Annotated in this window: 20 protein-coding genes and 1 tRNA gene; 11 read left to right on the top strand and 10 right to left on the bottom strand. The window is 59.4% G+C overall.

Annotated elements, in window-relative coordinates; translation table 11 throughout:
- The first annotated feature begins 89 nt into the window (after positions 1–89).
- Complete coding sequence (locus WA928_RS08730) at positions 90–1004, top strand: LysR family transcriptional regulator (RefSeq protein WP_424302292.1); 915 nt, start codon at positions 90–92, stop codon at positions 1002–1004.
- A 50-nt stretch (positions 1005–1054) separates the two neighbouring features.
- Positions 1055–1978: a 3-hydroxyacyl-CoA dehydrogenase family protein gene (locus tag WA928_RS08735; RefSeq protein ID WP_424302295.1), complete on the top strand. Its 924-nt coding sequence runs from the start codon at positions 1055–1057 to the stop codon at positions 1976–1978.
- Between the two features lie 96 nt (positions 1979–2074).
- On the opposite strand, the gene WA928_RS08740 is transcribed toward WA928_RS08735, so the two are convergent.
- Complete coding sequence (locus WA928_RS08740; RefSeq protein ID WP_424302298.1) at positions 2075–2773, bottom strand: GntR family transcriptional regulator; 699 nt, start codon at positions 2771–2773, stop codon at positions 2075–2077.
- Between the two features lie 120 nt (positions 2774–2893).
- Between WA928_RS08740 and WA928_RS08745 the strand changes: the two genes are divergently transcribed.
- The 5 genes from WA928_RS08745 (at position 2894) to WA928_RS08765 (ending at position 7626) form a co-directional block, all read left to right on the top strand.
- Positions 2894–3616: an aspartate/glutamate racemase family protein gene (locus WA928_RS08745; RefSeq protein WP_424302301.1), complete on the top strand. Its 723-nt coding sequence runs from the start codon at positions 2894–2896 to the stop codon at positions 3614–3616.
- A gap of 76 nt (positions 3617–3692) precedes the next feature.
- Positions 3693–5198 (top strand): NCS1 family nucleobase:cation symporter-1, encoded by a 1506-nt coding sequence (locus WA928_RS08750; RefSeq protein ID WP_424302304.1) that lies wholly within the window; start codon positions 3693–3695, stop codon positions 5196–5198.
- 163 nt (positions 5199–5361) lie between these two features.
- A complete protein-coding gene (locus tag WA928_RS08755; protein WP_424302307.1) occupies positions 5362–6159 on the top strand; it encodes an amino acid ABC transporter substrate-binding protein in 798 nt (265 codons plus the stop codon).
- A gap of 46 nt (positions 6160–6205) precedes the next feature.
- Positions 6206–6886, top strand: coding sequence for an amino acid ABC transporter permease (locus WA928_RS08760; RefSeq protein WP_417252361.1), 681 nt, complete (start codon positions 6206–6208; stop codon positions 6884–6886).
- Positions 6883–7626, top strand: coding sequence for an amino acid ABC transporter ATP-binding protein (locus WA928_RS08765; protein WP_424302310.1), 744 nt, complete (start codon positions 6883–6885; stop codon positions 7624–7626). The genes WA928_RS08760 and WA928_RS08765 overlap by 4 nt, the downstream gene beginning before the upstream one ends.
- Before the next feature lie 54 nt (positions 7627–7680).
- On the opposite strand, the gene WA928_RS08770 is transcribed toward WA928_RS08765, so the two are convergent.
- The 5 genes from WA928_RS08770 to WA928_RS08790 form a co-directional block, all read right to left on the bottom strand.
- Positions 7681–8595 (bottom strand): Rossmann-like and DUF2520 domain-containing protein, encoded by a 915-nt coding sequence (locus tag WA928_RS08770; protein ID WP_424302313.1) that lies wholly within the window; start codon positions 8593–8595, stop codon positions 7681–7683.
- A gap of 253 nt (positions 8596–8848) precedes the next feature.
- Entirely contained in the window at positions 8849–9838 is a 990-nt protein-coding gene (locus WA928_RS08775) for an HNH endonuclease (RefSeq protein WP_424302316.1), read from the bottom strand.
- A 107-nt stretch (positions 9839–9945) separates the two neighbouring features.
- A protein-coding gene (locus tag WA928_RS08780; RefSeq protein WP_424302319.1) for an IS3 family transposase occupies positions 9946–11306 on the bottom strand; the annotation gives its coding sequence in 2 pieces (ribosomal slippage) (positions 9946–10826 and positions 10826–11306; 1362 coding nt in all).
- 83 nt (positions 11307–11389) lie between these two features.
- Positions 11390–11474: transfer RNA gene (locus WA928_RS08785), tRNA-Leu, on the bottom strand.
- A gap of 42 nt (positions 11475–11516) precedes the next feature.
- Positions 11517–12551, bottom strand: coding sequence for a GlxA family transcriptional regulator (locus tag WA928_RS08790; RefSeq protein ID WP_424302322.1), 1035 nt, complete (start codon positions 12549–12551; stop codon positions 11517–11519).
- Positions 12552–12838: 287 nt separating this feature from the next.
- On the opposite strand from WA928_RS08790, the gene WA928_RS08795 reads away from it, so the two are divergent.
- A complete protein-coding gene (locus WA928_RS08795; RefSeq protein WP_424302325.1) occupies positions 12839–14266 on the top strand; it encodes an L-serine ammonia-lyase in 1428 nt (475 codons plus the stop codon).
- Between the two features lie 17 nt (positions 14267–14283).
- On the opposite strand, the gene WA928_RS08800 is transcribed toward WA928_RS08795, so the two are convergent.
- Positions 14284–15132, bottom strand: coding sequence for an EamA family transporter (locus tag WA928_RS08800; protein ID WP_424302328.1), 849 nt, complete (start codon positions 15130–15132; stop codon positions 14284–14286).
- A gap of 228 nt (positions 15133–15360) precedes the next feature.
- Here WA928_RS08800 and WA928_RS08805 point away from each other — a divergent pair, with 228 nt between their 5' ends.
- On the top strand, positions 15361–15813 hold the full coding sequence (locus tag WA928_RS08805) for a PaaI family thioesterase (protein ID WP_424302331.1): 453 nt from the start codon (positions 15361–15363) through the stop codon (positions 15811–15813).
- Complete coding sequence (locus WA928_RS08810) at positions 15810–16793, top strand: LLM class flavin-dependent oxidoreductase (protein WP_424302334.1); 984 nt, start codon at positions 15810–15812, stop codon at positions 16791–16793. Before WA928_RS08805 ends, WA928_RS08810 begins: the two co-directional genes overlap by 4 nt.
- Here the strand turns inward: WA928_RS08810 and nadE are convergent.
- The 3 genes from nadE to WA928_RS08825 form a co-directional block, all read right to left on the bottom strand.
- Positions 16783–17559, bottom strand: a complete 777-nt coding sequence (gene nadE, locus WA928_RS08815; protein ID WP_424302534.1) for an ammonia-dependent NAD(+) synthetase — start codon at positions 17557–17559, stop codon at positions 16783–16785. The genes WA928_RS08810 and nadE overlap by 11 nt on opposite strands.
- 161 nt (positions 17560–17720) lie before the next feature.
- Positions 17721–19409: a dihydroxy-acid dehydratase gene (gene ilvD, locus WA928_RS08820; protein WP_424302337.1), complete on the bottom strand. Its 1689-nt coding sequence runs from the start codon at positions 19407–19409 to the stop codon at positions 17721–17723.
- Positions 19410–19517: 108 nt separating this feature from the next.
- Positions 19518–20252 carry a Crp/Fnr family transcriptional regulator gene (locus tag WA928_RS08825; protein WP_424302340.1) on the bottom strand — a complete coding sequence of 245 codons (735 nt, stop codon included), beginning with the start codon at positions 20250–20252 and terminating at the stop codon, positions 19518–19520.
- A gap of 145 nt (positions 20253–20397) precedes the next feature.
- On the opposite strand from WA928_RS08825, the gene ppc reads away from it, so the two are divergent.
- On the top strand, positions 20398–23340 hold the full coding sequence (gene ppc, locus WA928_RS08830) for a phosphoenolpyruvate carboxylase (protein ID WP_424302343.1): 2943 nt from the start codon (positions 20398–20400) through the stop codon (positions 23338–23340).
- The last annotated feature ends 33 nt before the right edge of the window (positions 23341–23373 follow it).

The following is a 23373-nucleotide window of genomic DNA, read 5'->3' on the forward strand; positions in this document are numbered from 1 at the left end:
AAATACCAAAATTTAGAATTTACTATTCTGAATTAGACAATAATGAGGTCGCCCATATAAGGGAGAACACTATGGATCATTTGATTTCCATGCGAGTTTTTGAAAAGGTGGCCGACGAAGGCGGTTTTGCAGCAGCAGCCCGTGTCATGGACATCTCGCCGCCGGCAGTCACACGTATGGTGGCCGAGCTTGAGACACACCTTGGCACGCGGCTTTTCCAGCGCACCACCCGACAGGTGTCCCTGACAGAAGCTGGTCAGGCATATCTGGCCCGCGTACGGCATATTTTGCAAGATATCGACGAAGCTGACGCCCTTGCCAGTGAGCACACCAACAAGCTGCCAGGCCGATTACGTGTGCACGCACAACCCGTACTGGCCAGCTATGTGATCGCCCCCTTACTATCGGCATTTCACCAGCGTTATCCTGATATCGTGGTTGATGTAGAGGTAGAGACGCACAGAGCCCCGTCCATCGAAGATTACGACATCACCTTGCTGGGAACCGATGTCAATTTTGATGCGGATATCGTTGCCCGAAAAATCATTGCGTCTGATGTCATCCTGGTTGCCTCACCAGCCTATGTCGCGCGCAAAGGGTTGCCGGCAACGCCCAAGGATCTGGCAGGCCACGATTGCCTGCGTCTCAAACGTATCGACGGGCCGCTACGGGCCTGGCGCATGTGGCAGGATTCAAATCCTGATCGCATCATTGAACCCAATATCGATCCGGTGCTTATCGCAAACCACACCGATACATTGCTTCGCGCTGCGGTCGACGGGGCTGGTATCACATCGATCGCACTGGATATCGCAGCACCCTACCTAACCAAAGGAACCCTGGTTCGTGTCCTGCATCCGTGGGTCACTGGCCGGTTGGCCATGTACGCCGCCCTACCCAGCCGCAAGTTCATCCCGCAACGTTCTCGGGTGTTCCTGGAATACCTGGTAGAACACACCCGCGAGCAAAACGGCAAAGCCATGAGCGTGTGTGCGGCCTGTTAGGCCTGAAGTACCATTGCCGTATACGAAGGACTGCACAGGGCAATGACATCATGAACTACCAGAACATCACGATATTGGGTGCAGGCACCATCGGCCTGAGTTGGGCAGCACTTTTTGCCGCCACGGGCCGCACCGTGACCATTTATGATCCCTCCCCCGAGATGCCACAAAGGCTTGCACAGTTTGTCCAAGGCACCGCGGCGACACTGACCGCATTGGGCTGGCACCATGCGGGTGACATGTCGCGAATAATGCTGATCAACGATCCAGCAGAGGCTGTAAAGGACGCCGATTTCATTCAGGAAAGTATCCCCGAACGGCTCGAGCTCAAGCATGTCCTCTATGCCGCCATCGAGCCCCAACTGAAGCCTGATGTCATTATCGGGACGTCAACCTCCGGACTCCGGTTAAGCGAATTACAAGCGGGTTTCCAGCATCCCGGCCGGCTGATTCTGGCGCACCCATTTAACCCGCCCCACTTGATACCACTGGTGGAGGTGATGGAAAACAAACACACGGACGATGGCGTGCTACAAAGTGCCATCGATTTCTACCAATCCATCGGGAAGGTCTGCGTGCAGTTGCACAAAGAGGTACCCGGCCACGTTGCGAACCGGCTCCAGGCTGCCGTCTGGCGCGAGGCAATCCACCTTGCACAAGAAGGTGTTGCCAGCGTTGAAGACATCGACAAAGCCGTTGCCTATGGCCCAGGCCTGAGATGGGCGGCGTTTGGCCCAACAACTCTCTTTCACCTGGGCGGGGGCGCAGGCGGAATCCGTGCATTCTGCGACCATCTCGGCAGCCACGTGGAAAACTGGTGGAACGATCTCGGATCACCCGATCTGACACCCGCAGCCGTTGATACGCTTGAAGCCGGGATGAAGCACGTGCTTGCAAACGCCGACAACCAGGATCTTGCCGCGCAACGCGACAAAATGGTGCTGCGATACATCCTGGCGCGCGCGAAGCAATAAGACCTTCTACGCGGCAACCCGGGAGCCTCCGGCGAAGCGGGCTCAATATCGGCTCTGCTAGCCATTGCGGCCAGCGGGATCATCAACTTCGCCGACCTATCCCTGGATCAGTACCGCATCCCGGCTATGCAGCACATTCACGCCCCACCAGCGCAGAGTGCCTGCCAAGTGCCCGCGAACCGCCTGCATGGCGGCCTCTTCCCGCCCCTGCAGAACAGCATCCAGAATCTGCAAATGTTCGTCCATTGCCGGGATGATGCGTTCTGGCAACAAGCGGCGCGAGAGCTGCAGCACGGTGATGCGGTCATGGTTGCTGGCATAGACACGGGCCGCAAGCGGGTTGCCCAGGGCATCGGCCAGGGCCAGATGCAGTTTCCAGTCGACTTCCATGGCCTGGCGCTGCAGTTGTGGAGTAATGCCTTCTTCTGCCCGGATACGCACCACGGCGTGTTCCTCGCGCAATGCCTGCAAATCGTCTTTATTCGGGCGGGTGGACAAGACCCTGGCCCCTTCCTGATCCATCATGCAGCGCAAATGAAAACAGGCCCGGATGGTGTCCGGGGTTGGTTCGATGACCAACACCCCGCGCTTGGGCAGGATTTTCACCAGACCCACGGATTCTGCGTGTTTGACGGCTTCCCGCACAGGTGCCAGGGGGTAGCCGGATCGTTCGACCAGTTCTGCGATCGATACCATCTGCCCCGCACGGACGTCTCCCCGCAGCAGCAACTGCTTGAATGCCAGGAAAGCCTGATCGGCCAGCAGTAGATCTCCAGTACTTTTTCTTGGGCTCATTTCAGGGAAACCCCTAGGCTATGGATAGAACATTCAGCTTTATTATACGTTACATCATAATTAACATATATCTTTAAATGTCAGTGTGAGTACTTACACAACTGACTCTGGAGTCAGGACATGCGTATTCTTGTCGTCAACGTCAACACCACCCAAGCCATGACGGATTCCATCGTCGCCTCGGCACGTGCCACCGCAGCTGCGGGCACAGAGATTGTCGGTTTGACACCAACTTTCGGGGCGGAATCCTGCGAAGGAAACGTCGAAAGCTACCTGGCTGCGCTGGGGGTACTGGACTGCGTGCTGAAATATCCCAAGCCCTTCGATGCCGTTATCCAGGCCGGATTCGGCGAGCACGGACGTGAAGCCCTGCAGGAAGCGCTGAACGTCCCCGTTGTGGACATCACCGAGGCTGCCGCCCTTACAGCCGGCCTGCTGGGACACAAATTTGGGGTGGTCACCACACTGGATCGCACCGTGCCCCTGATCGAAGACCGCCTGCTGTTGGCAGGCCTGGATCGTCGCTGCAGCGCCGTCATCGCCACCGGCCTAAGCGTCCTGGAACTGGAACAGGATCACGCCCGGACAATCGCCACCATCATCGAGAAGGCCCAGCATATCGTTCGCGCGCACGGTGTAGAAGTCATCTGCCTGGGCTGCGGCGGCATGGCCGGCCTGAACGAGGCCGTGGCACAAGCAACCGGCGCTCCGGTTGTGGATGGGGTCGCATCCGCCGTCACGCTGGCCGAAGGCCTGATCCGCATGAAACTCAGCACATCAAAAATCCGTACCTATGCCCCCGCCCGCCCGAAACAACTGCGCGGTTGGCCCCTGAGTTCCTGATCTTTCAGCAACGCACAAAACCACCCCCCCTTTCCAGCCAGTTGCACGATGGCTCAATTTCTCTAAAGAGAAGCTCATGTCGTCACAGGAAATTTCCAACGCCCCCTCCAACCAGGAGCTCTCCGCCCAGGACCCCACTGGCCGGTTGTACAACGAGGATCTTGCTCCCGCCCATCCGTCCCACCGCAAATGGAACAGCTACCAACTCTTTTCCCTGTGGATGAACGATGCCCACAATGCGGGAAACTACACATGGGCAGCCGGCTTGTTCGTCGGCCTGGGCATGTCGGCCTTCGACATCACGCTAGGCATTTTCCTGGGCTCCCTGATCATTCTGGCAGGATGCTGCCTGTCGGGCTTCATGGGCCAGTCTACCGGCACCCCGTACCCGGTCATCAGCCGCATCACCTGGGGGATTTGGGGCGCCAACATCCCGGCCGTCGTGCGAGGCATCGTCGCCATCGCCTGGTACGGTGTGCAAACCTATCTGGCCTCCATTGCCCTGAATGCCCTGCTATCCCGGGCCATCCCGGGCTTCCGCGAGCTCAGCCTGGATACCTCCGCCAGCTTCCTGAATCTTTCCCTCGGCGGCTGGATCTGCTTTCTGGCGCTCTCCGTCATCCAGTTGATAATCGTACGCAGAGGCATGGAAGCTGTCCGCCACTTCCAGGGCCTGGCCGGCCCTGTGATCTGGATCGTCATGCTGGTGCTGATGTTCTACTTCCTGTCCAAGGCAAACTGGTCGTTTGACTGGTTCACCGGCCCCAACGGCACCAAGGTTTCGGGGGATGCGCAAATGCGCAACATCCTGATTACCATGGCGCAGACCGTCGGGACACTGGCCACATTGATGCTGAATTTTTCTGACTTCGCCCGGTATTCCCCAGATCGGAAGTCCATCATTTCCGGCTGCGCCTGGGGCCTGCCCATCAACTGGACAGCATTCGCCATCACCTCCGTGGTGACAACAGCCGCCGCTGCCCAGGTACTGAACGCCGACATCAGCCAAATCAAGGATCCCGGCATCCTTCTTGAGCACGTCGACAATTCGGTAATGTTCTATGTCTTCACGACCGCCTTCGTCTTTGCCACCATCGGCGTCAACATCGTCGCCAATTTCGTCTCGGCGGCCTTTGATATTTCCAATATCAATCCACGGCGCATCAGCTTCCGCACGGGCGGCCTGATCACCGCCATCGTTTCAATCATCGTCACCCCCTGGAACTACTTCAACAATCCGGTGATTGTGGGCTACTTCCTGGGCAGCCTGGGCGCCCTGCTGGGGCCGTTCTTCGGCATCCTGGTCGTCGACTACTACCTGATCCGCAAGCAGAAATTCAGCATCCGGCACATGTATCTGCCGACGCCAGAATCCATCTATTACTTCAACAAAGGTATCAGCCACTACGCCCTGTATGCCCTGATTCCATCCGCCATCGTGTCACTCAGCGTGGCACTGCTGCCAGCTTTCTCCGAGATCAAGGACTTCGGCTGGTTCATCGGCGCGCCCCTGGCCGGCATCCTCTATTATTTTCTGGCCAATAACCGGGTTGTGATCCTGCCCGCTGACGAGATCAAATAACCCCTTGCCATATGCTTAAGATCTGAAAAGCTTTGCAGCCACCCGGCAGTCTGGATAGAATAAAAAACCATAATAAATGCCGTTGATATAACGGAACCGATTAAACCCCGCCGTCTGGGCCTTCCCTTCCGGGCGGCGGGGTTTCTACTACCGAGGCCTGCTCATGAAAAAACTTTCCGCACTCATTCTGGCTGCCGCCCTGCCCTTGCTGACAATGGCACCCACCACCCAGGCTGCCACCAATGATCTGGCCGCCATCCAGAAGGCCGGCGTCATCCGCATCGGCACCGAGGGCACCTACGCGCCGTTTTCCTTTCACAATCAGAAAGACAACGCGCTGGTGGGCTTCGACGTAGACATCGGTCGTGCCATCGCCAAGCAACTGGGCGTCAAGGCAGAGTTTGTTGAAGGTAAATGGGACGGCCTGATCGCCGGACTAAACGTCAACCGCTACGATGTTGTCATCAACCAGGTGGGCATCACGGCAGAACGCCAGGCCAAGTACGATTTTTCCAAGCCGTATATTTCTTCGGCTGCTGCACTCATCGTCCGCGACGACAACACCTCGATCCACAACTTCAAGGATCTGAAAGGCAAGCGCTCGGCCAACACCATCACCAGCAACTTTGGCAAGCTGGCACAGAAATACGGGGCTGAAGTCGTGCCGGTGCAAGGCTTCAACGACGCCATCGCGCTGCTAACCTCCGGGCGGGTGGACGCCACCATCAATGACGAGCTGTCCTTTCTAGACTTCAAGAAGCAGCAACCAGCCGCCAAGGTTCGGGTTGTGGCCACAGACACCAGCGCCGAATTCAGCCAATCGGGTGTGCTGATGCGCAAGGATCAGCCGGCCCTGAAAGCCGCTGTCAACAAGGCGCTGGACGCCATCCGTGCAGACGGCACCTACAAGACCATCTCAGAACGCTACTTCGGCACCGATCTGTCCTCACGAGTGAAGTAAGCTTGGTGATTTATACTGCGACACGATCCGCAAGGAGCACCCGACCGTGCCAGACTGGCTGCATCTGATGGCAAACTCCCTCTGGCCGCTGCTGGTCGGAGGGATTCAATTCACAGTACCACTGGCAATCCTGTCTTTCCTGATAGGGTTGGCATTGGCTTTCCTGGCCGCCATTGTGCGCCTGTTTGGGCCTCCGCCGCTGGTGGCCCTGGTGCGCTTCTATATCTGGCTGATTCGGGGCACGCCCCTGCTGGTGCAACTGTTTGTCATTTTCTATGGTCTGCCCAGCATCGGTTTTGTTCTCGATCCGCTGCCCGCCGCCCTGATCGGCTTCTCGCTGAACGTCGGCGCCTACAACGCAGAAGTCATCCGCGGGGCCATCGAGGCCATTCCTCGTGGACAATGGGATGCCGCTTATTCCCTGAGCATGACCCGCGCCCAGGCACTGCGGCGCACGATCTTGCCGCAGGCAGCCCGGGTGGCAGTGCCGCCGTTGGCCAATTCCTTCATCTCGCTGGTCAAGGACACCTCATTGGCAGCCGTCATCACCGTACCCGAAATCTTCCAGGCAGCACAGCGTATTGCGTCTGTTACCTACGAACCGCTGATCCTGTACACGGAAGCCGCCCTGATCTACCTGGTGCTGTGCTCTTTCCTGTCCAGTGCGCAAACAAGGTTGGAACGCCATTTCAGCCAGCATGCCGTCTTTTCGGAGGGCCAGCGATGATCCAGATGCAAGGCATCCGCAAATCCTTCGGCGGACATGAAGTCTTAAAAGGCGTCAGCGTGGCGATCGACGAAGGTCAGGTCACGGCGCTGATCGGCCCCTCGGGCAGCGGCAAGAGCACGCTGCTGCGCTGTGTGAACCTGCTGGAAACCCCCGACGAAGGCACGGTCACCATCGGCACTGAAAGCATTGATTTTCAGGCAGGACGGCATCCCAACCGGCCCGCCGTGCAGCGCATCCGCCAGCAAACTGGCATGGTGTTCCAGAACTTTCAATTGTTCCCCCACCAGACCGCCATCCAGAACGTGATGGAAGGCCTGATCACCGTCAAGCACTGGCCGCGCGAAAAAGCCTACACACGCGCCTGCGAACTGCTGAACAAAGTAGGTCTGCGCGACAAGGCCGACGCCTGGCCCGCCAGCTTGTCGGGCGGCCAGCAACAACGCGTGGCAATTGCCCGCGCCCTGGCACCCGAGCCACGCGTGCTGCTATGCGACGAACCAACCTCTGCCCTGGATCCAAGCCTGGCAGCCGAGGTTGTGGCCGTGCTGAGCGACCTTGCCGAAGAAGGCATGACCATGCTGATGGCCACCCACGATCTACGGCTGGCCGCCCAGATCGCCCGCCAGACCATGTTTCTGGAAGACGGTACTATTGTCGAATCAGGCCCATCGCAGGAACTCTTTAAGCATCCGCAAGATCCCAGAACGCAGCAGTTTGTGATTACGCTGCAAGGTTGATTCCGAAGCCCACAGCAACAAGCAACGCGCGTCAGACAGAAAATTGAGCAAACGTTATTCGTTCTGATCGAGCGGCGCATCCAGCGTCTGTTCCAGCAGCCTAGCCTGGGCCGCATCCAGCCGACCCGTCGTCCGGGCCAGGGCAACCCCGCGCACGCACAGGCGATCATACAGATCGCGCATATCCGGATCCACCGCTTGCAGCGCCTGCCGGTGCTGACGCACGGTGCCGGCATCCCCGCGCGAAATCGGGCCCGGCATGCCGTCCGCAACCCCACTGCGGGCCAGCGACGCCAACGTCCCGCGCAGCAGAGGCAGCAAGGCATCCAGCGCCTGCTGCTCCGTCGCCCCCCAGGACTGCCACAGACGCACGGCCTCGGCCAGTAGTACATGTACGTGCTGCGAGGCATAACCCCCCGAAGCGTGATAGCGCGCCCGCACGCCCGGCGGCAAGGTCAGGCCTGCGCATCCCAAGCGCTGTGCCAGCTCATGCAGCCGGATATCCAGCAGCGGTTCGGCCGCTTCGATTGCCACAGTGCAACCCGGCAGGCTGCGCACCGCCGCCTGCGGATCGGCACCGAAGGCCTGCATGGGATGAAAACCACCGATCAACGCGCCTGCGGCGGCGGCCGGCTGCAGCACCGCCACGGGCGTCGCGCCGCTGCAATGCACCACCCCCTGGCCCGTGTGCCAGCTCAGGGATTCGGCCACCCGAGCGATTGCGGCATCCGGCGTCGTGATAAAGACCAGATCACAGTGATCGGCCACGTCTTGTGGGTCGCAAGGCAGGCAATCCTGCAGCATCGCGGCCGTGGCGCGGGCACCTTCCGCGCTGCGGCTGCCCACCCGCGCCACGGGCAGCCCAGCCTGCTGCAGGGCCAATGCCATGGCCCGTGCCAAGCGGCCGGCGCCGATAAAGCCCAGCACCAATGCCTCCGGCCCAGACCGATGTTTAGATACAAGATTCATTGCATGCGCCTCTCTTTCTTGAACTGCCACCAGAACACACGCTCATTGCATATCGGTCGCGGTGACGGTGGAGATGTCTGCTGCTAGGGCGACCGCCCCGGTTGCATTCGGAACCGTGGCACGGGCCCAACCATGCGATCTGTTGCTGACGTAATCTGCAGCGAACTTGAACATTCTTCTCCGACGCGGGGTGGCGGTCGCTCGCCGGGCCAACCCCGGTGAGAAGACGCTGTTTTGCGTGCTGTCGGATTTGTTATAAATGATCCAGAAACCTGGACACAAGCAGTACATTTTCGCGATGATATTCCAGATATTTGCGCTGCCCGCTGGAAAAAGACCCGACATTGGGCAGGCGCTTTGGATCCAATCCCATCCGGACCAATGACGCTTGATGGGCCACAGGCGACACAATGGTCTGACCGTTGCCGTCAAACCCAATAAATCCCCGGTCGAACAGATGGTCCATGCTGGGCGTCAAAAGCAACCCATTTTCACCGTCCAGTCGCTCTTCGTTATTGGCGTCACGCCAGGGCTTGCAATGACTGGCCCGTAAGTGCTCTTCACGATCCACACCCGTAATACGGCAGGCATGCTCCAATGCCATGACGCGCTGCTTGAACAATCCTTGCCCGCGACGCGCAAGAACGATCGCTTCCCTCTCAGTTTCAATCAGTGTCGCGTCTGCCTGCACCTGGCTTAGTTCGTGCTCCTCCCATTGCACAAGCCCGACTCCTGTGGCCGTATACATTGGCTGTTCTTCGGCGAGAGAATATCCCATCACTAAACTATGTGCCTCAGCACCTAGCAAATCGATAAGCACTACTGCAAACGTTTCTGGAAGGCGTGTCAGGTAAACGCTTTGCAGGCCGGCGCCGTTGGGTTGAAGTGGTGCGTATTTCCTGGGCAGCAGCGGTGCCAGCACTGCCATGTGATCAGCAGGCCTGGTTGGTAATCGAAGCTCATGGAATTTCACATCAATACGCCAACCGATGTTGTCCCAGTAAGCCCCAGCCTGGCCAAACTCGAGGGGCTTCGGGGCTTCGTAGGCATGTGAAGCTGCAATCCCGATTGCGCGGATATTGGTACTGCTGAAAGAAAAGATGATATCGCCCGGCATGACCTCACGCATGAAGTCATAGAACGGGTTCTGCGCTTGGTTTGCTTTACGTTTGGGCGACCAAAGATAACCGCCTGGCACTTCATGGCGGTAAGTTTGATTCTGATTGACCCACCAATAACGCATGCTCGGCTAATCATCCTTTGGGCGACCGAAAAAGCTTACAGGATACAGCCATAGAAAACAAAAAAGCCGTCTCTTGAACTGACCCCCAAAAGTTGGACCGTCGAGGGTTAAGTGGCCAAGGCCTGATTTCGGTATTGAACCGGACTCAGGCCTTTTAGTTTTGTCCTGATGCGTTCGTGATTGTAGTAGTGGATGTACTGGCAGATACCGGCCTGCAATTGCTCAATGCTCTCGAAGCGGTTCAGATAGAAGAACTCCGACTTCAGTGTGCCGAAGAAGCTTTCCATGGCGGCATTGTCCAGGCAGTTCCCCTTGCGTGACATGCTCTGGATCAGGCTGTGCTCTGCGAGCTGGTGCTGATATGCCGTCATCTGATACTGCCAGCCTTGATCGGAGTGCAAGAGGGGGGCATCCTTGCCAGAGAGCTTATCGATAGCCTTTTTGAGCATGCTGCTCACAAGTGCGAAGCGGGGCCGGCGCTGCATCGTGTAGGAAACAATTTCGCCGTTATAGAGGTCCATGATCGGCGAGAGATAGAGCTTTTCACCCCGGACATTGAACTCGGTCACATCGGTGACCCATTTCTGGTTAGGTTGCTGCGCCTGGAATTGGCGCGACAGGATGTTAGGAACCTTAGCCTGCTGTCCCTTGTAGGAGCGGTATTTCTTCGGTCGCACCAGCGACTTCAGCCCCAGCACCTGCATTAGGCGTTGAACCGTCTTGTGGTTGACCATCTCCCCCGCCTGGCGCAGCGTCGCTGTGATGCGTCGGTAACCATAGCGCCCCTTGTGATACTCATACACGGCACGGATACGCGCTTTCAACCCGGCGTGCTGATCTTCAGCCTGTAGCGCCCGGGCCTGGTAGTAGAACGTACTGCGTGACAGACCGGCGGCCTTTAGCAACATCACCAATGCATGGCCTTGCCTCAGTTTGAGCACTATTTGCGCTTTTTCGGCGCAGCTTGCTCTTTGGCCTGAAGCAAGGCCCGCAATTTTTTTAGGTAAGCCACCTCCGCACGCAGATACTGAACCTCTTTGACTAGGTCTTCGCGTGAGCGTGCATCATCCGGTAGCGGATTGATCGGTTTGGACGATTCAGGTACAGGCATCTTCTTCGGGCGGCCTCGAGGTTTGGGCTGTAATCCAGCCAGACCCTGCTCATGATACCGACGTTGCCAATCCGTAATGACGCCTGCTCCACCTCGAATATTGAACAGAGCAATCGCCTGGGTCGCCGACAGACTCTCTTGTTGCATGCGGCGCAATATGGACAATTTAAATTCCGCGTCGTAGTGGCTGAACTTCTTGCGTAGGCCTTCTAAGCCATGGTGCTGATAGGCTTGGATCCAGCGTCTCACCATTGCATGGTCAAGACCATAGCGGTGCGCGACAGACATGACGCTGTCCGTCCCCTGTTCGTAGCGTTGTACTACGGACAGCTTGAATTGCTCATCGTACTTCGTCATGAAAAACACCCCAAAGGTTGGATCGATGTCCAACTTTTGGGGTGCAGTTCATCTATTCAAAACAGAAACGGCCTTTTAAATTCTGGTGCCCGGGGCCGGAATCGAACCGGCACGCCTTGCGGCGGGGGATTTTGAGTCCCCTGCGTCTACCAATTTCACCACCCGGGCAGGGTCGGGATGGCTGAATGCCAACCCGGAAACGGATGGCCATTATACGGTGTTTTTTGGTTTTGTCTCCTGGCGGCGCCAGGCACCGGGGCTGCGACCATAACTGGCCTTGAAACTGCGCCCCATGTGGGCGGCGTCCGAGAACCCGCAATCAGAAGCAACCGTTGCAATGCTTTTGTCGGTTTCGCGCAGCAGCCAGCAGGCCTGCTGCAGGCGGGCCTCGCGGGCGCATGCCTGGGGGCTGGTGTGCAGGTGCTGGCTAAACAGGCGCTGCAGCTGGCGGGGTGATACACCCACGTGGCTGGCCAACTGGGCCAGCGTAAGAGACTGGCCGGCATATTGCTGTATCAGCAGCATGGCGCGGCGCACGGCGGGCGGGCTATCTGCAGGCACCCCGGCAGGCGGTGGCTGTACCTGGCTGTGAGATTCTCCTGTCTGGATCTGCAAGCCACGTAGAGCACGCTGAATATCGGCCATGGGCAGGTGGCGCGCCAGGATGCGGGCGGCAACGTCCACCACGGCGGGGCCGCCGGCGCAGCTGATCCGGCGGCGGTCGAACACTGTGGGTCTGTCGGTGACCAGGGCCTCAAGTGGCCAGGATGGATAGGCGGCCAAAAATTGCCGATATAGCCCGCCGGGCATACACAAGCGATGCTGCGCCATCACGCCCGCCTGAGCCGTGGCAAACACGCCGTTGGCCAGGGCAACAATATGGCAGCCCGCCTTAGCGGCCTGGCGCAACCAGGACATCAGGCCGGGCGAGTAACCACCCGCAGGAGCCTGCGGGCCGCCCACCACAACAATGTAATCAAAGCGGGCCGGATTTCCGGACAAATGGGTGGGTGTTACTTGCACACCACTGGCGGAGCGCACGGGAATCAGGGTATCGGCCACAACTTCCCAGGCGCAGGGCCCATCAGCATCGGTTTGGGAATCCAGCATGCCCAATAAATCTGCAAAAGCCGCCAGTGCCCCCATGGCAAATTGCGGCAACAACACAAAGCCCATTCGCAGCAAGATGGGGGGAGGGCTGTCTGTTGGATTGACAAGCATATCATTGATGTCGTTATTATTCATTTATCTCTTATTTATGTCCTTATTATTCTAAATAAAATCGCCCGTACCGAAATAGAACTTACCCAGATACTAAATTTACCCTTAAGAATAATATTTATACATAAAAGATGTCGCATTTATGCAAGATAGATTATGGCAAATGTCTAGAATCGTAAGCCATCCAAGGTGGGTGTCGTGCCGGCCTCAATTTGCGAGCCAGTCACGCCAGGGTAAGTACCCCTATTGTCAGGTGTACTTACCATCAACTGCGGTTTCACACCTTCAACTGTGGGGTTTTTGGGGGCACCATGGCTTTATCTGTGTTTGATATTTTCAAGATCGGCATTGGGCCGTCCAGCTCGCACACGGTGGGTCCGATGCGTGCAGCACGCAACTTTGCGCGCAATTTGCAAGATCGTCAGGTGCTGGATAAGGTGGCCAGGCTATCCATCCATTTATATGGCTCGCTGGCCGAAACCGGTGCTGGGCACCGCACCGATATGGGAATCATGCTGGGCTTGATGGGCGAGGCCCCCGATACCGTGGATCCCGCCGCCATCAGCGGGCTGATGGACCAGGTTACGCAAACCGGGCAGTTAAGGCTCTGGCATCGGCACAGCATTGCCTTTGACCCTAAAACCGTATTCTCCGGGCGGGTACAGCCGCTGCCTGAGCACCCCAACGGGATGCGTTTTATTGCTCTAGATGCACAGGGGGCACCGCTTCTGGATGAGCGCTACGTATCGATTGGCGGCGGGTTTATCCGCGCACTGGACAGCATCGAAACAGATGAAACCGTACCCGAGCACGAGCCCATGCCCTACCCGTTTGCGCACGCCAATGAGTTGATGGCGCAATGTGCCCGGCACAATCTCACCATTGCACAGCTGATGATGGCCAACGAAGCCACCTTGCGGCCCACCACCGAAGTGCGGGCGGGTGTGCTGCGCATTGCGCGGGTCATGGACGATGCCATCGACCGCGGCTGCGGGCTGCAGGGGTCGCTGCCAGATGCCATTTTGCCGGGCGGGCTTAAGGTAAAGCGCCGGGCGCCCGCGCTGTATCAGGAACTACTGTCCAAATCGCGCTCACGCGAGCCGGGCAGTACGCGGGCACCCGCACCGGTCAATCCGGACGATGTGATGTTTGCCATGGATTGGGTCAATCTGTATGCCATGGCTGTCAACGAGGAAAACGCCGCCAGCGGCCGGGTGGTCACGGCCCCCACCAATGGGGCATCGGGCCTGCTGCCCGCCGTGTTGCGCTATTACCGCACGTTTATCCCGGGCTGGTCTGAAGACGGCGTGGTGGATTTTTTACTCACTGCCGCTGCCATCGGCTTTTTGTACAAAGAAAACGCCTCCATCTCGGGCGCCGAGGTTGGTTGCCAGGGCGAAGTAGGCGTGGCGTGTTCGATGGCGGCAGGTGGGCTTACCGCCGTGATGGGTGGCACGGTGGCCCAGATCGAGAACGCCGCCGAGATCGGCATGGAGCACAATCTGGGTCTTACCTGCGACCCTGTCGGCGGGTTGGTTCAAATCCCCTGCATCGAGCGCAATGCCATGGGCGGCAACAAGGCAATCAACGCTTCACGGCTTGCCATGCATGGCAACGGCACACACCATGTGACACTGGACATGGTGATTGAAACCATGCGCCAGACTGGCGCCGACATGAAATCCCAATATAAAGAAACCTCACGCGGTGGCCTGGCAGTTAACGTGGTGGAGTGCTAAGGCAACCATGCCAGGCATCAGGCAGGCGGTGCGTTGGCAGCGCGCACCACGCCAATGCTGGCTGCCACCACCAGGCCCACGCCCAGGATTTGCTGGCCATCCATGCTCTGCCCCAAAATAAGCCAACCGGCCACTGCGGCGATGGCGGGCTCCAGGCTCATCAGCACGCCAAAGGTGGCCGCCGACAGGCGGCGCAAGGCCTGAATTTCAAGAATGTACGGCACCAACGGCACCAAAATAGCCAGGCCGGCTGTCAGCAGCAACTGTCGGGCCGGAAACACCAGGCTGCCAGTTTCTGCCGCAGCGAAGGGCAATGAAAACAGCGCGGCCACCATCAGGGACACCGTCAGGCCTTGTAATCCCGGAAACACGCGCCCTACCCGCTTCATCATCACGATATACGTGGCCCAGCCAGCGGCCGCCAATAAAGCATACGCAATGCCCAGCACATCCACGCCGCCCAGCCTGGCGTCGCCAATGGCCAGTAGCACAATGCCGGCGGCAGCCAGCACAGGCCACACTAGGGCGCGATGCCCGCGGGCGCCCACGGCGGCAACCAACAGAGGACCGCAAAACTCCAGGGCCACGGCCAGGTGCTGGGGCAGACGCTCGATAGCCATGAAAAATGCCAGGGTAAGCACCGCCATGCCCGCACCCAGCATCACGGCAGCTTTCCATTGGAAGGCCGTCATGCGGTGCAAGGGCGGGCGCACCACCACCAGCAAGGCCAGCGCGGCCCAACTCAGGCGCAAGCTGGAAGAGCTGAGTGGCCCATATGCCTCGATCACCGGCACAAACAGGGACACCCCCAGCTGCACGCTGATAATGGACACCACAGCCATCACAACCGCCCAGAGCTGACCCACGGGACGGGATGGTGTGCCATCCCGGGATTTTATCTGTGTGTTTTCGTGCGACGGGCGCGGCGACCCGCGGGCTGCGGAGGCTGCCGGAGAGGGATTGCGGACCTGCGCTGAAGTGTTTTGGCGGGCAGGCGAAAATGGCTTATCGTTGGACACTGAAAATCTTTGTGGCAGGAGCGATCCGCCCCTCAGCAACCTTTGCGAATCCATGACTATACAGGACACTCATCCATGACTTCTTCGTCCCCAACCCCACCTGCCACCGAGCTGCGTCAGCGGATCCAGACGCAGTTTGACCGGGCGGGCATGATGCACCACCTGGGTGCTCGCCTGGGAGACGTGGCGCCAGGCCGGGTACATGTGCACCTGCCCTACGCACCCAGCCTCACCCAGCATATGGGATTTTTCCATGCGGGTGCCACCGCCACTATTGCGGATTCTGCCGGCGGCTTTGCCGCCATGACACAAGCCCCCGAGGGCTACACGGCACTGTCGGTAGAGTTCAAGATCAACATGCTGGCGCCCGCCCGGGGAGAATCCCTGGAAGCCATTGGCCAGGTCATCCGTAAAGGCCGCACGCTCACCATCGTGCAGGTCGATGTGTTTGCCCTGAATGCCGGAGAAAAAACTCCGGTGGCCCTGATGCAACAAACCATGATCAACATTCCGGATCGCCAGCCATGAGTCTTGCCGTACCTTTGTCGGTGCTTGATCTTGCTCCCATCACCGAGGGCGGCAGTGCCGCTGAATCCTTTGCCCATACCGTAGATTTGGCCCAACATGCCGAAACCTGGGGCTACCACCGCTACTGGATGGCCGAACACCACGGCATGACAGGGATTGCAAGCGCGGCCACATCCGTGCTGATTGGCCACGTGGCCGGCGCCACCAGCCGTATTCGGGTGGGTGCCGGCGGCATCATGCTGCCCAATCACTCACCCCTGGTGATTGCCGAGCAGTTTGGCACACTGGCCACACTGTATCCGGGCCGCATTGACCTCGGCCTGGGCCGAGCGCCAGGATCGGACCAAACCACGGCACGCGCGCTGCGCCGGGCACTGAACACATCAGCCGACGCATTCCCGCAGGACGTGGTTGAGCTGATGGGCTATTTTCAGGGGGCCAACCCGGTGCGGGCCACCCCTGGCGAAGGCTGCGAGATCCCGGTGTGGATCTTGGGCTCCAGCCTGTTTGGTGCACAGCTGGCAGCAGCTCTGGGCCTGCCATACGCGTTTGCCTCGCACTTTGCGCCGGCACAGATGATGGACGCCATCCGGGTGTACCGCCAGCATTTTCAGCCCTCCGAGCATCTGGACAAACCTTATGTGATGCTGGGGTTCAATGTCTTTGCAGCCGACACCGACGACGAGGCCCGGTATCTCGCCAGTTCGTGGCAGCAGTCTTTTGTGAACTTGCGCACCGGGCGGCCGGGCCGCCTGCCACCCCCCGTAGACGGCTACTTCGACAACCTGCCCTTTGCTGCACGCGAACTTTTACAGCAGATTCTGTCTTGCACCGCCCTGGGCAAGCCCGACACCGTGGCTGCGCAAACCGCCGCATTTATTGCCCGTACGGGCGCCGACGAGCTGATGATCACCTGCAATATGCACGATCACGCCGCACGCCTGCGCACCTACGAGATTGTGGCGGGGCTTATGGCGTAAGTGGCAAGGCGCGCTTATGCGCGCTGCGCCGCCAGGCCGAGACAATTTTCTCAAAGACCTGGGCAGACACGTCTTTGCCTTCGAGAAAATCGTCGATCTCGTCGTAACTGACACCAAAGGCGTCTTCATCAGGCTTCAGAGGGTTTAATTGCTCGAGATCGGCGGTGGGCACTTTGTACACCAGGGCGTGTGGCGCACCCATTTGGGTGGCCAGCGCACGTACACGGCGCTTGTTTAAACCCGCCAGGGGGGTCACATCGGCCGCGCCATCGCCAAACTTGGTAAAAAACCCCATCAGCGCCTCGGCGGCGTGGTCGGTACCCACCACCAGGCCGCCTCGCGCGCCAGCCACCGCATACTGGGCCACCATGCGCTGACGCGCCTTGATATTGCCGTGTAAAAAATCCTGCTGGGCGGCATCGCGAAACCCCTGGCCTGCAGCCTGCACAGCCGCCAACACGGCGTCGGCCGCAGGCTGGATATTCACCGTCTGCTGGATATCGGGCTGGATCACCAGCAAACCAGCCTGGGCATCAGCTTCGTCAAGTTGCGCGCCGTAAGGCAGGCGCATAGCCACAAACTGTGTCTCCAGGCCTTGTTCGCGGGCACGCTGCACAGCCCGCTGGGACAAACAGCCGGCCGTCAGAGAATCGACCCCGCCGCTGATGCCCAGCACCAGGGCATGCGCGCCCACAGACAGCAAAAGTTGCGACAAAAACTCTACCCTGAGCTCGATTTCAGTGGCGACATCAAAATCATCGCGCATGCCCAGACCCAGACGAATCTGCAATTGCAGGGCACGTTGTTCGGGGGTTAACAAGACAAGTCTCCAGAAAAACAGATGGGGCTACATCACCCAAAGAAATGCAGCCCCGTACGATACAGCGAAATGGCCCGCCCCAGCGGCGCGGGCCGTAGCCAATGGCCTTAGCGGTCGTCGAAGCGATCCAGCACTGCGCCCGTGCTGGCGTCAGAGCAGTTGAAGGCAAACTTGGCCTGCACCCCACGTGTATAACGGGGGGCCGGCGCCGTCCAGGCGGCACGGCGCTTGGCCAGGACTTCGTCGGATACATTGACCTGCAACAGCTGTTTGTGGGCGTCGATGGTGACGGAGTCGCCTTCTTCGACCAGCGCAATGGTGCCGCCCACAGCGGCCTCGGGAGCCACGTGCCCCACCACCATGCCCCAGGTACCGCCCGAGAACCGGCCATCGGTAATAAGGCCGACGGAATCACCCAGGCCTTCGCCCACCAGGGCGCTGGTGGGTGCCAACATTTCGGGCATGCCCGGGCCGCCTTTGGGGCCCAGGTAACGCAGAATCATGACATCGCCGGCATGGATCTTGCCTGCCAGGATGGCGTCCATGGCGGATTGTTCGTCGTCGAAAACACGCGCCGGGCCGGTGATGGCCGGGTTTTTAAGGCCGGTGATCTTGGCCACTGCACCGAGTTCGGCCAGATTGCCTTTCAGGATGGCCAAGTGGCCTTCGGCATATAAGGCCTTATCCAGGGTATGGATGATGTCCTGATCTGCGCTGGGTACATCAGGAATATCGGCCAGAGTCTCGGCAATTGTCTTGCCTGTGATGGTGATGCAATCGCCATGCAATAGGCCGGCATTCAGCAGGAGTTTCATGACTTGCGGCACGCCACCGGCTTTGTGAAAATCAACCACCAGGGCTTTGCCGCTAGGCTTGAGGTCGCAGATAACGGGTACGCGGCGGCGCACGCGTTCGAAGTCGTCGATCGTCCACTCGACTTCTGCGGCATGGGCAATGGCCAGAATATGCAGCACCGCGTTGGTGGAGCCGCCCGTGGCCATGATCACCGCCACGGCGTTTTCGATGGATTTGCGGGTAACGATATCGCGCGGCTTGAGATCCAGTTCTACCGCCTTGAGCAACACCCGGGCAGACTCGGCCGCCGAATCGAGTTTTTCTTTGTGCACATTGGCCATGGTGGACGAATACGGCAGGCTCATGCCCATGACTTCGAAGGCAGAGCTCATCGTATTGGCGGTGTACATGCCACCGCACGAGCCGCTGCAGGGGATGGCATGGGTTTCGATATTGCGCAGATCTTCTTCGGACATGCGCCCGGCAGCGTGCTCGCCAACAGCCTCGAAGACACTGACAATATTGAGTTCTTTGCCATCGTAGGTGCCCGGCAAAATGGTGCCGCCATACACGTAGATGGAGGGCACATTGGCGCGCAGCATGCCCATCATGCCGCCCGGCATATTTTTGTCGCAGCCGCCGATCACCAGCACGCCGTCCATCCACTGGCCCTGCACGCAGGTTTCGACGCAGTCGGCAATGACTTCGCGCGACACGAGCGAGTATTTCATGCCTTCGGTACCCATGGCCATGCCATCGGAGATGGTGGGCGTACCAAACATCTGCGGATTGCCACCGGCTTCTTTGACAGCTGCCGCGGCAGCATCGGCCAGCGGCTGCAGGCCGCTATTACAGGGGGTGATGGTGCTTTGCCCGTTGGCAATACCGATCATGGGCTTGTTGAAGTCATCTTCTGTATAGCCCAGGGCGTAGTACATCGAACGGTTTGGTGCGCGGGCCACTCCCTGGGTGATATTGGATGAGCGCAAAGGCTTGGACATGATCGGATCCTTACGGGTTATTTCGGCAAACAATCTTAAAGTGTACGGCTTGTTAAAAGAACGCGCAGCACAGCGCAGCCTGCAACAAGGGTATTGGGCAAAGGCCTCTTAAAACTGGCGACGGCTGGCTTGCGCCAGCGACTGCAAAAACGTGGTGTCGCACAGAGCCCAGTTGCGCCGTGCGCCGGATAAATACCCTTGTGCCACCCAGTCTGCCAGCAAGCGGCTGAGGGTTTCGGGGCGCACCCCCAGATGGGCTGCCAGTTGTCGCTGGGTAAGCGGCAAATGGACGGTGCCGGCGTGATCAGTGGGCAGGCGCAACAGGTAATCCGCCAGGCGCTGGGCCGCCGTGCTGTCGCTATACCACTCTACTTCGTTCACACGTCGATAAACCCGGTCGCTCAGGCGTGCCAGCAGGCGCAAGGCCAGCTCGGGCCAACAGCGGACAGCCTCTTGCAGGCCGGCACGCTTCAAATGCAGCACCACGGCATCCTCGCGTGAGCGTGCCTCCATGGGATAACGGCCATGACTCATGAACATCGCGGTTTCTGCCAGCATCTGGCCGCCGCGAAAAATCGAGAACACGCGCTCCTGGCCCTCTTGCGTATGACGCAGCACTTCGACGCTGCCACTGAGCACGTACAGGTACTCCACTGCATCCGCACCCTCTTGAAACAGGATTTCGCCAGCTTGCACATGCAGCACGGCCGCATCGCGCAGCAGTACAGGCTGCAACTCGGGAGGCAGATCTTCGAAAAGCGGATAGGCAAGTACCTGTGCAGGGTTGTTTATATTGACTTCTGTCATTGTCGGTGGCGTATTGATAATCCAGTCATATGCCATGCATGATACTTCGCGCAGCGATGATCCTGCATTTTGACTCTCACACCGCTGGCCGGGCACACCCAAGCCGCTCCTGCAGCAGAAACACCGCCTGCAATATGCATAATCGGCATATTGCAAATCAGGTTTCAGCCATAATGCGCTTATGATTAGAGCTCGCCGCCTGGCCCTCAGCACACGGCAGCGTCCTATCTGCACGCCTGCTTTCACCCACGCTTCAAATACCTTCGGAGACCCTGTGAAGTCCACACCCTCAACCGACACGATTTCTCCCCTTCGACAAGACATCCGGCTGCTGGGCCGCACACTGGGAGAAGTGATCCGCGAATGTGAGGGTCGCCCCATCTACGACGTGATCGAAAAACTGCGCCGCGCCGCGGTGAAGTTTCGGCGCGAGGGGCTGGACAGCGATGGCCGCATGCTCGAACGCCAGATCCGCAAATTGGCTGCGGGCGAAGCCAACTCGGTAGCACGTGCTTTCAGTTATTTTCTGCATCTGTCCAACATCGCCGAAGACCGCGATCAAACCCGCCGCCAGCGCGCACAGTGGCAAACCGAAGGCCAGGCAACCCCCGGCAGCCTGCTGCACGCCGTCGAGCAACTGACAGCCAGCGGCCTATCGGGCCGACGCATCCGCCAGCATCTGGCGCAAGCCTGTATTGTGCCGGTGCTGACTGCACACCCCACTGAGGTACAGCGCAAAAGCACCCTGGATCTGCACCAGGGGATTGCCCAGCAGCTGCGCCAACTGGATATCCCTCATGCTCCGCTGGAGGCCGCCCATACACAGGAGCGCCTGACCGGCCTGATTGCTTCTTTATGGCAAACACGCATGTTGCGTCAAAGCAAGCTCACGGTGCTGGACGAAATCGACAATGCTTTGTCTTACTACACCAGCACATTCTTCAGCACCCTGCCCCAGCTGCATCTGGATATGGCAGCATTGTTGCGCAAGCCCGCCAAAACGCCTTTTGATGTCGACAACACCCCATTGCCACCGTTTGCACACATGGGCAGCTGGATTGGCGGTGATCGCGACGGCAACCCAAACGTAAACGCAAGCACGCTGGAAGAAGCACTGCTACGCCAGTGTGCCCACGTGCTGCGTTATTACCTGACCGAAGTGCACGAACTGGGTGCCGAGCTTTCGCTCTCGCAATCGCTGACGCAGTCAAGCCCCGAGCTGTCCGAACTCGCCCGCATCAGCCAGGATCCTTCTTCTCATCGCCAGGACGAACCCTATCGACGCGCCTGTATCCACATCTATGCCCGGCTGGCAGCCACCGCCGTGGCACTGATCGGACGCCGGCTGGCACGGCGCAATACTTACGAGGCCCCGGCCTACACCACGGCAGCCGAGTTTGCCACCGATCTGCGCGTCGTCGCCACGTCCTTGGATCAGCACCATGGCAGCCTGATCAACCGTCTGCGTCTGGCGCATCTGTGCCAGGCCGTGGAGATCTTTGGGTTTCATCTGGCCACGGTAGACCTGCGGCAAAGCTCAGACGTGCACGAGCGTGTGCTCGACGAACTGATGAAGCAGGCTGAAGTGCGCCTGGATGGCCAGCCGGTGCAGTATGCACGACTGCCGGAGGCCGACCGCGTCCGCGTCTTGCGCCAGGAGCTGCGCGAACCCCGTCCGCTGGTATCTCCGTGGGTGGAGTACTCGGCCGAGACCACCAAAGAGCTGGCTATCCTGCGCATGGCGGCCACCTGCCGCCAACGCTTTGGCGCAGCCGCCATCCGTCAGGCGATTGTGTCGCACACCGAGACGCTCAGCGATTTGCTTGAGGTGCTGATCCTGCAGCAGGAAACCGGCCTGATTGCCCCCACCGTAGGTGACAGCACACCGCAAGAGGGCCTGATGGTGGTGCCCCTGTTTGAAACGATTCCAGATCTTGAGCTTGGCCCCGAAATCATGGATGCCTGGCTGTCGCTACCCGAGGTATTGGCACGTGTGCACCACGCACAGCACGGTATCCAGGAAGTGATGCTGGGGTACTCGGATAGCAACAAGGATGGTGGCTACTTAACGTCGCACTGGTCTTTGTATCAGGCGGAGCGCCGCCTGGTGGAAGTATTTCGCAAGCACCGCACACGCCTGCGCCTGTTTCACGGTCGCGGCGGATCGGTGGGCCGTGGCGGCGGCCCCAGCTACGATTCGATCATTGCGCAGCCACCTGGCACGGTCAACAACCAGATCCGCCTCACCGAGCAAGGCGAAATCATCCAGGGCCGCTACAAGAACGCCGAGGTGGGCCGCTCGCACCTCGAATTGTTTGTGGCCGCAACACTGGAGGCCAGCCTGGCCGGTGCGCCCGACACGCAACACGAGGACCAGCACGCCACAGCGTTTGGCGAAGCCATGGCCTGGATGTCGCAGACTGCCCGCGACGCCTACCGGGACCTGGTGTACGGCACCGAGGGCTTTACCGAATACTTCTTTACCTCCACCCCCATCCGCGAGATCGCGGGCCTGAACATTGGTTCACGGCCCTCCTCGCGCAAGGCACTGGAGCGCATCGAAGACCTGCGTGCGATCCCCTGGTCATTTTCATGGGCTCAGTGCCGCCTCCCACTGCCTGGCTGGTATGGTGTGGGCACGGCACTGAGCCGCTACCTGGAGGACGGTGGCCCCGACCACACGCTGGATCGGGCCACGCGCCTGCTGCGGCTGCAAACCATGGCACGCGACTGGCCGTTTTTCCGCACCTTGTTGTCCAATATGGAGCAGGTGCTGGCCAAAACCGATCTGGCCATCGGCCGGGCCTATGCCGAGCTGGTGCCCGACAAAACGCTGCGCAAGCAGGTGTTCTCTCGCATCGAAGCCGAGTATCACACCACGGTGCGTATGTTTGAGGACATTACCCGCCACGGCCTGCTGGCCCATGATGCCCCGCTGCAAGCTGCGCTGGCCGAGCGCTTTGCCTATATCGACCCACTGAACCACCTGCAGGTAGAGTTGCTGCGCCGCATGCGCGCAGGCACTGCCTCGGCGCACCGCCCCAACGAACAGGAATCCCGCGACCAGCGCGCGATTCACATGACAATCAACGGGATTGCCGCCGGGCTGCGCAACTCTGGTTGAGACACAGTAAAGCAGGCGGCCTGGACTAGTAGC

It is taken from the genome of Castellaniella sp., assembly GCF_049651205.1.
GTDB lineage: Bacteria > Pseudomonadota > Gammaproteobacteria > Burkholderiales > Burkholderiaceae_B > Castellaniella.

Excerpts from the sequence above, each read along its gene's own strand:
- WA928_RS08730 (WP_424302292.1), top strand. The coding sequence starts at position 90 with ATGCGAGTTTTTGAAAAGGTGGCCGACGAAGGCGGTTTTGCAGCAGCA.
- WA928_RS08735 (WP_424302295.1), top strand. The coding sequence starts at position 1,055 with ATGAACTACCAGAACATCACGATATTGGGTGCAGGCACCATCGGCCTG.
- WA928_RS08740 (WP_424302298.1), bottom strand. The coding sequence starts at position 2,773 with ATGAGCCCAAGAAAAAGTACTGGAGATCTACTGCTGGCCGATCAGGCT.
- WA928_RS08745 (WP_424302301.1), top strand. The coding sequence starts at position 2,894 with ATGCGTATTCTTGTCGTCAACGTCAACACCACCCAAGCCATGACGGAT.
- WA928_RS08750 (WP_424302304.1), top strand. The coding sequence starts at position 3,693 with ATGTCGTCACAGGAAATTTCCAACGCCCCCTCCAACCAGGAGCTCTCC.
- WA928_RS08755 (WP_424302307.1), top strand. The coding sequence starts at position 5,362 with ATGAAAAAACTTTCCGCACTCATTCTGGCTGCCGCCCTGCCCTTGCTG.
- WA928_RS08765 (WP_424302310.1), top strand. The coding sequence starts at position 6,883 with ATGATCCAGATGCAAGGCATCCGCAAATCCTTCGGCGGACATGAAGTC.
- WA928_RS08770 (WP_424302313.1), bottom strand. The coding sequence starts at position 8,595 with ATGAATCTTGTATCTAAACATCGGTCTGGGCCGGAGGCATTGGTGCTG.
- WA928_RS08775 (WP_424302316.1), bottom strand. The coding sequence starts at position 9,838 with ATGCGTTATTGGTGGGTCAATCAGAATCAAACTTACCGCCATGAAGTG.
- WA928_RS08790 (WP_424302322.1), bottom strand. The coding sequence starts at position 12,551 with ATGAATAATAACGACATCAATGATATGCTTGTCAATCCAACAGACAGC.
- WA928_RS08795 (WP_424302325.1), top strand. The coding sequence starts at position 12,839 with ATGGCTTTATCTGTGTTTGATATTTTCAAGATCGGCATTGGGCCGTCC.
- WA928_RS08805 (WP_424302331.1), top strand. The coding sequence starts at position 15,361 with ATGACTTCTTCGTCCCCAACCCCACCTGCCACCGAGCTGCGTCAGCGG.
- WA928_RS08810 (WP_424302334.1), top strand. The coding sequence starts at position 15,810 with ATGAGTCTTGCCGTACCTTTGTCGGTGCTTGATCTTGCTCCCATCACC.
- nadE (WP_424302534.1), bottom strand. The coding sequence starts at position 17,559 with ATGCGCGATGATTTTGATGTCGCCACTGAAATCGAGCTCAGGGTAGAG.
- ilvD (WP_424302337.1), bottom strand. The coding sequence starts at position 19,409 with ATGTCCAAGCCTTTGCGCTCATCCAATATCACCCAGGGAGTGGCCCGC.
- WA928_RS08825 (WP_424302340.1), bottom strand. The coding sequence starts at position 20,252 with ATGGCATATGACTGGATTATCAATACGCCACCGACAATGACAGAAGTC.
- ppc (WP_424302343.1), top strand. The coding sequence starts at position 20,398 with ATGATTAGAGCTCGCCGCCTGGCCCTCAGCACACGGCAGCGTCCTATC.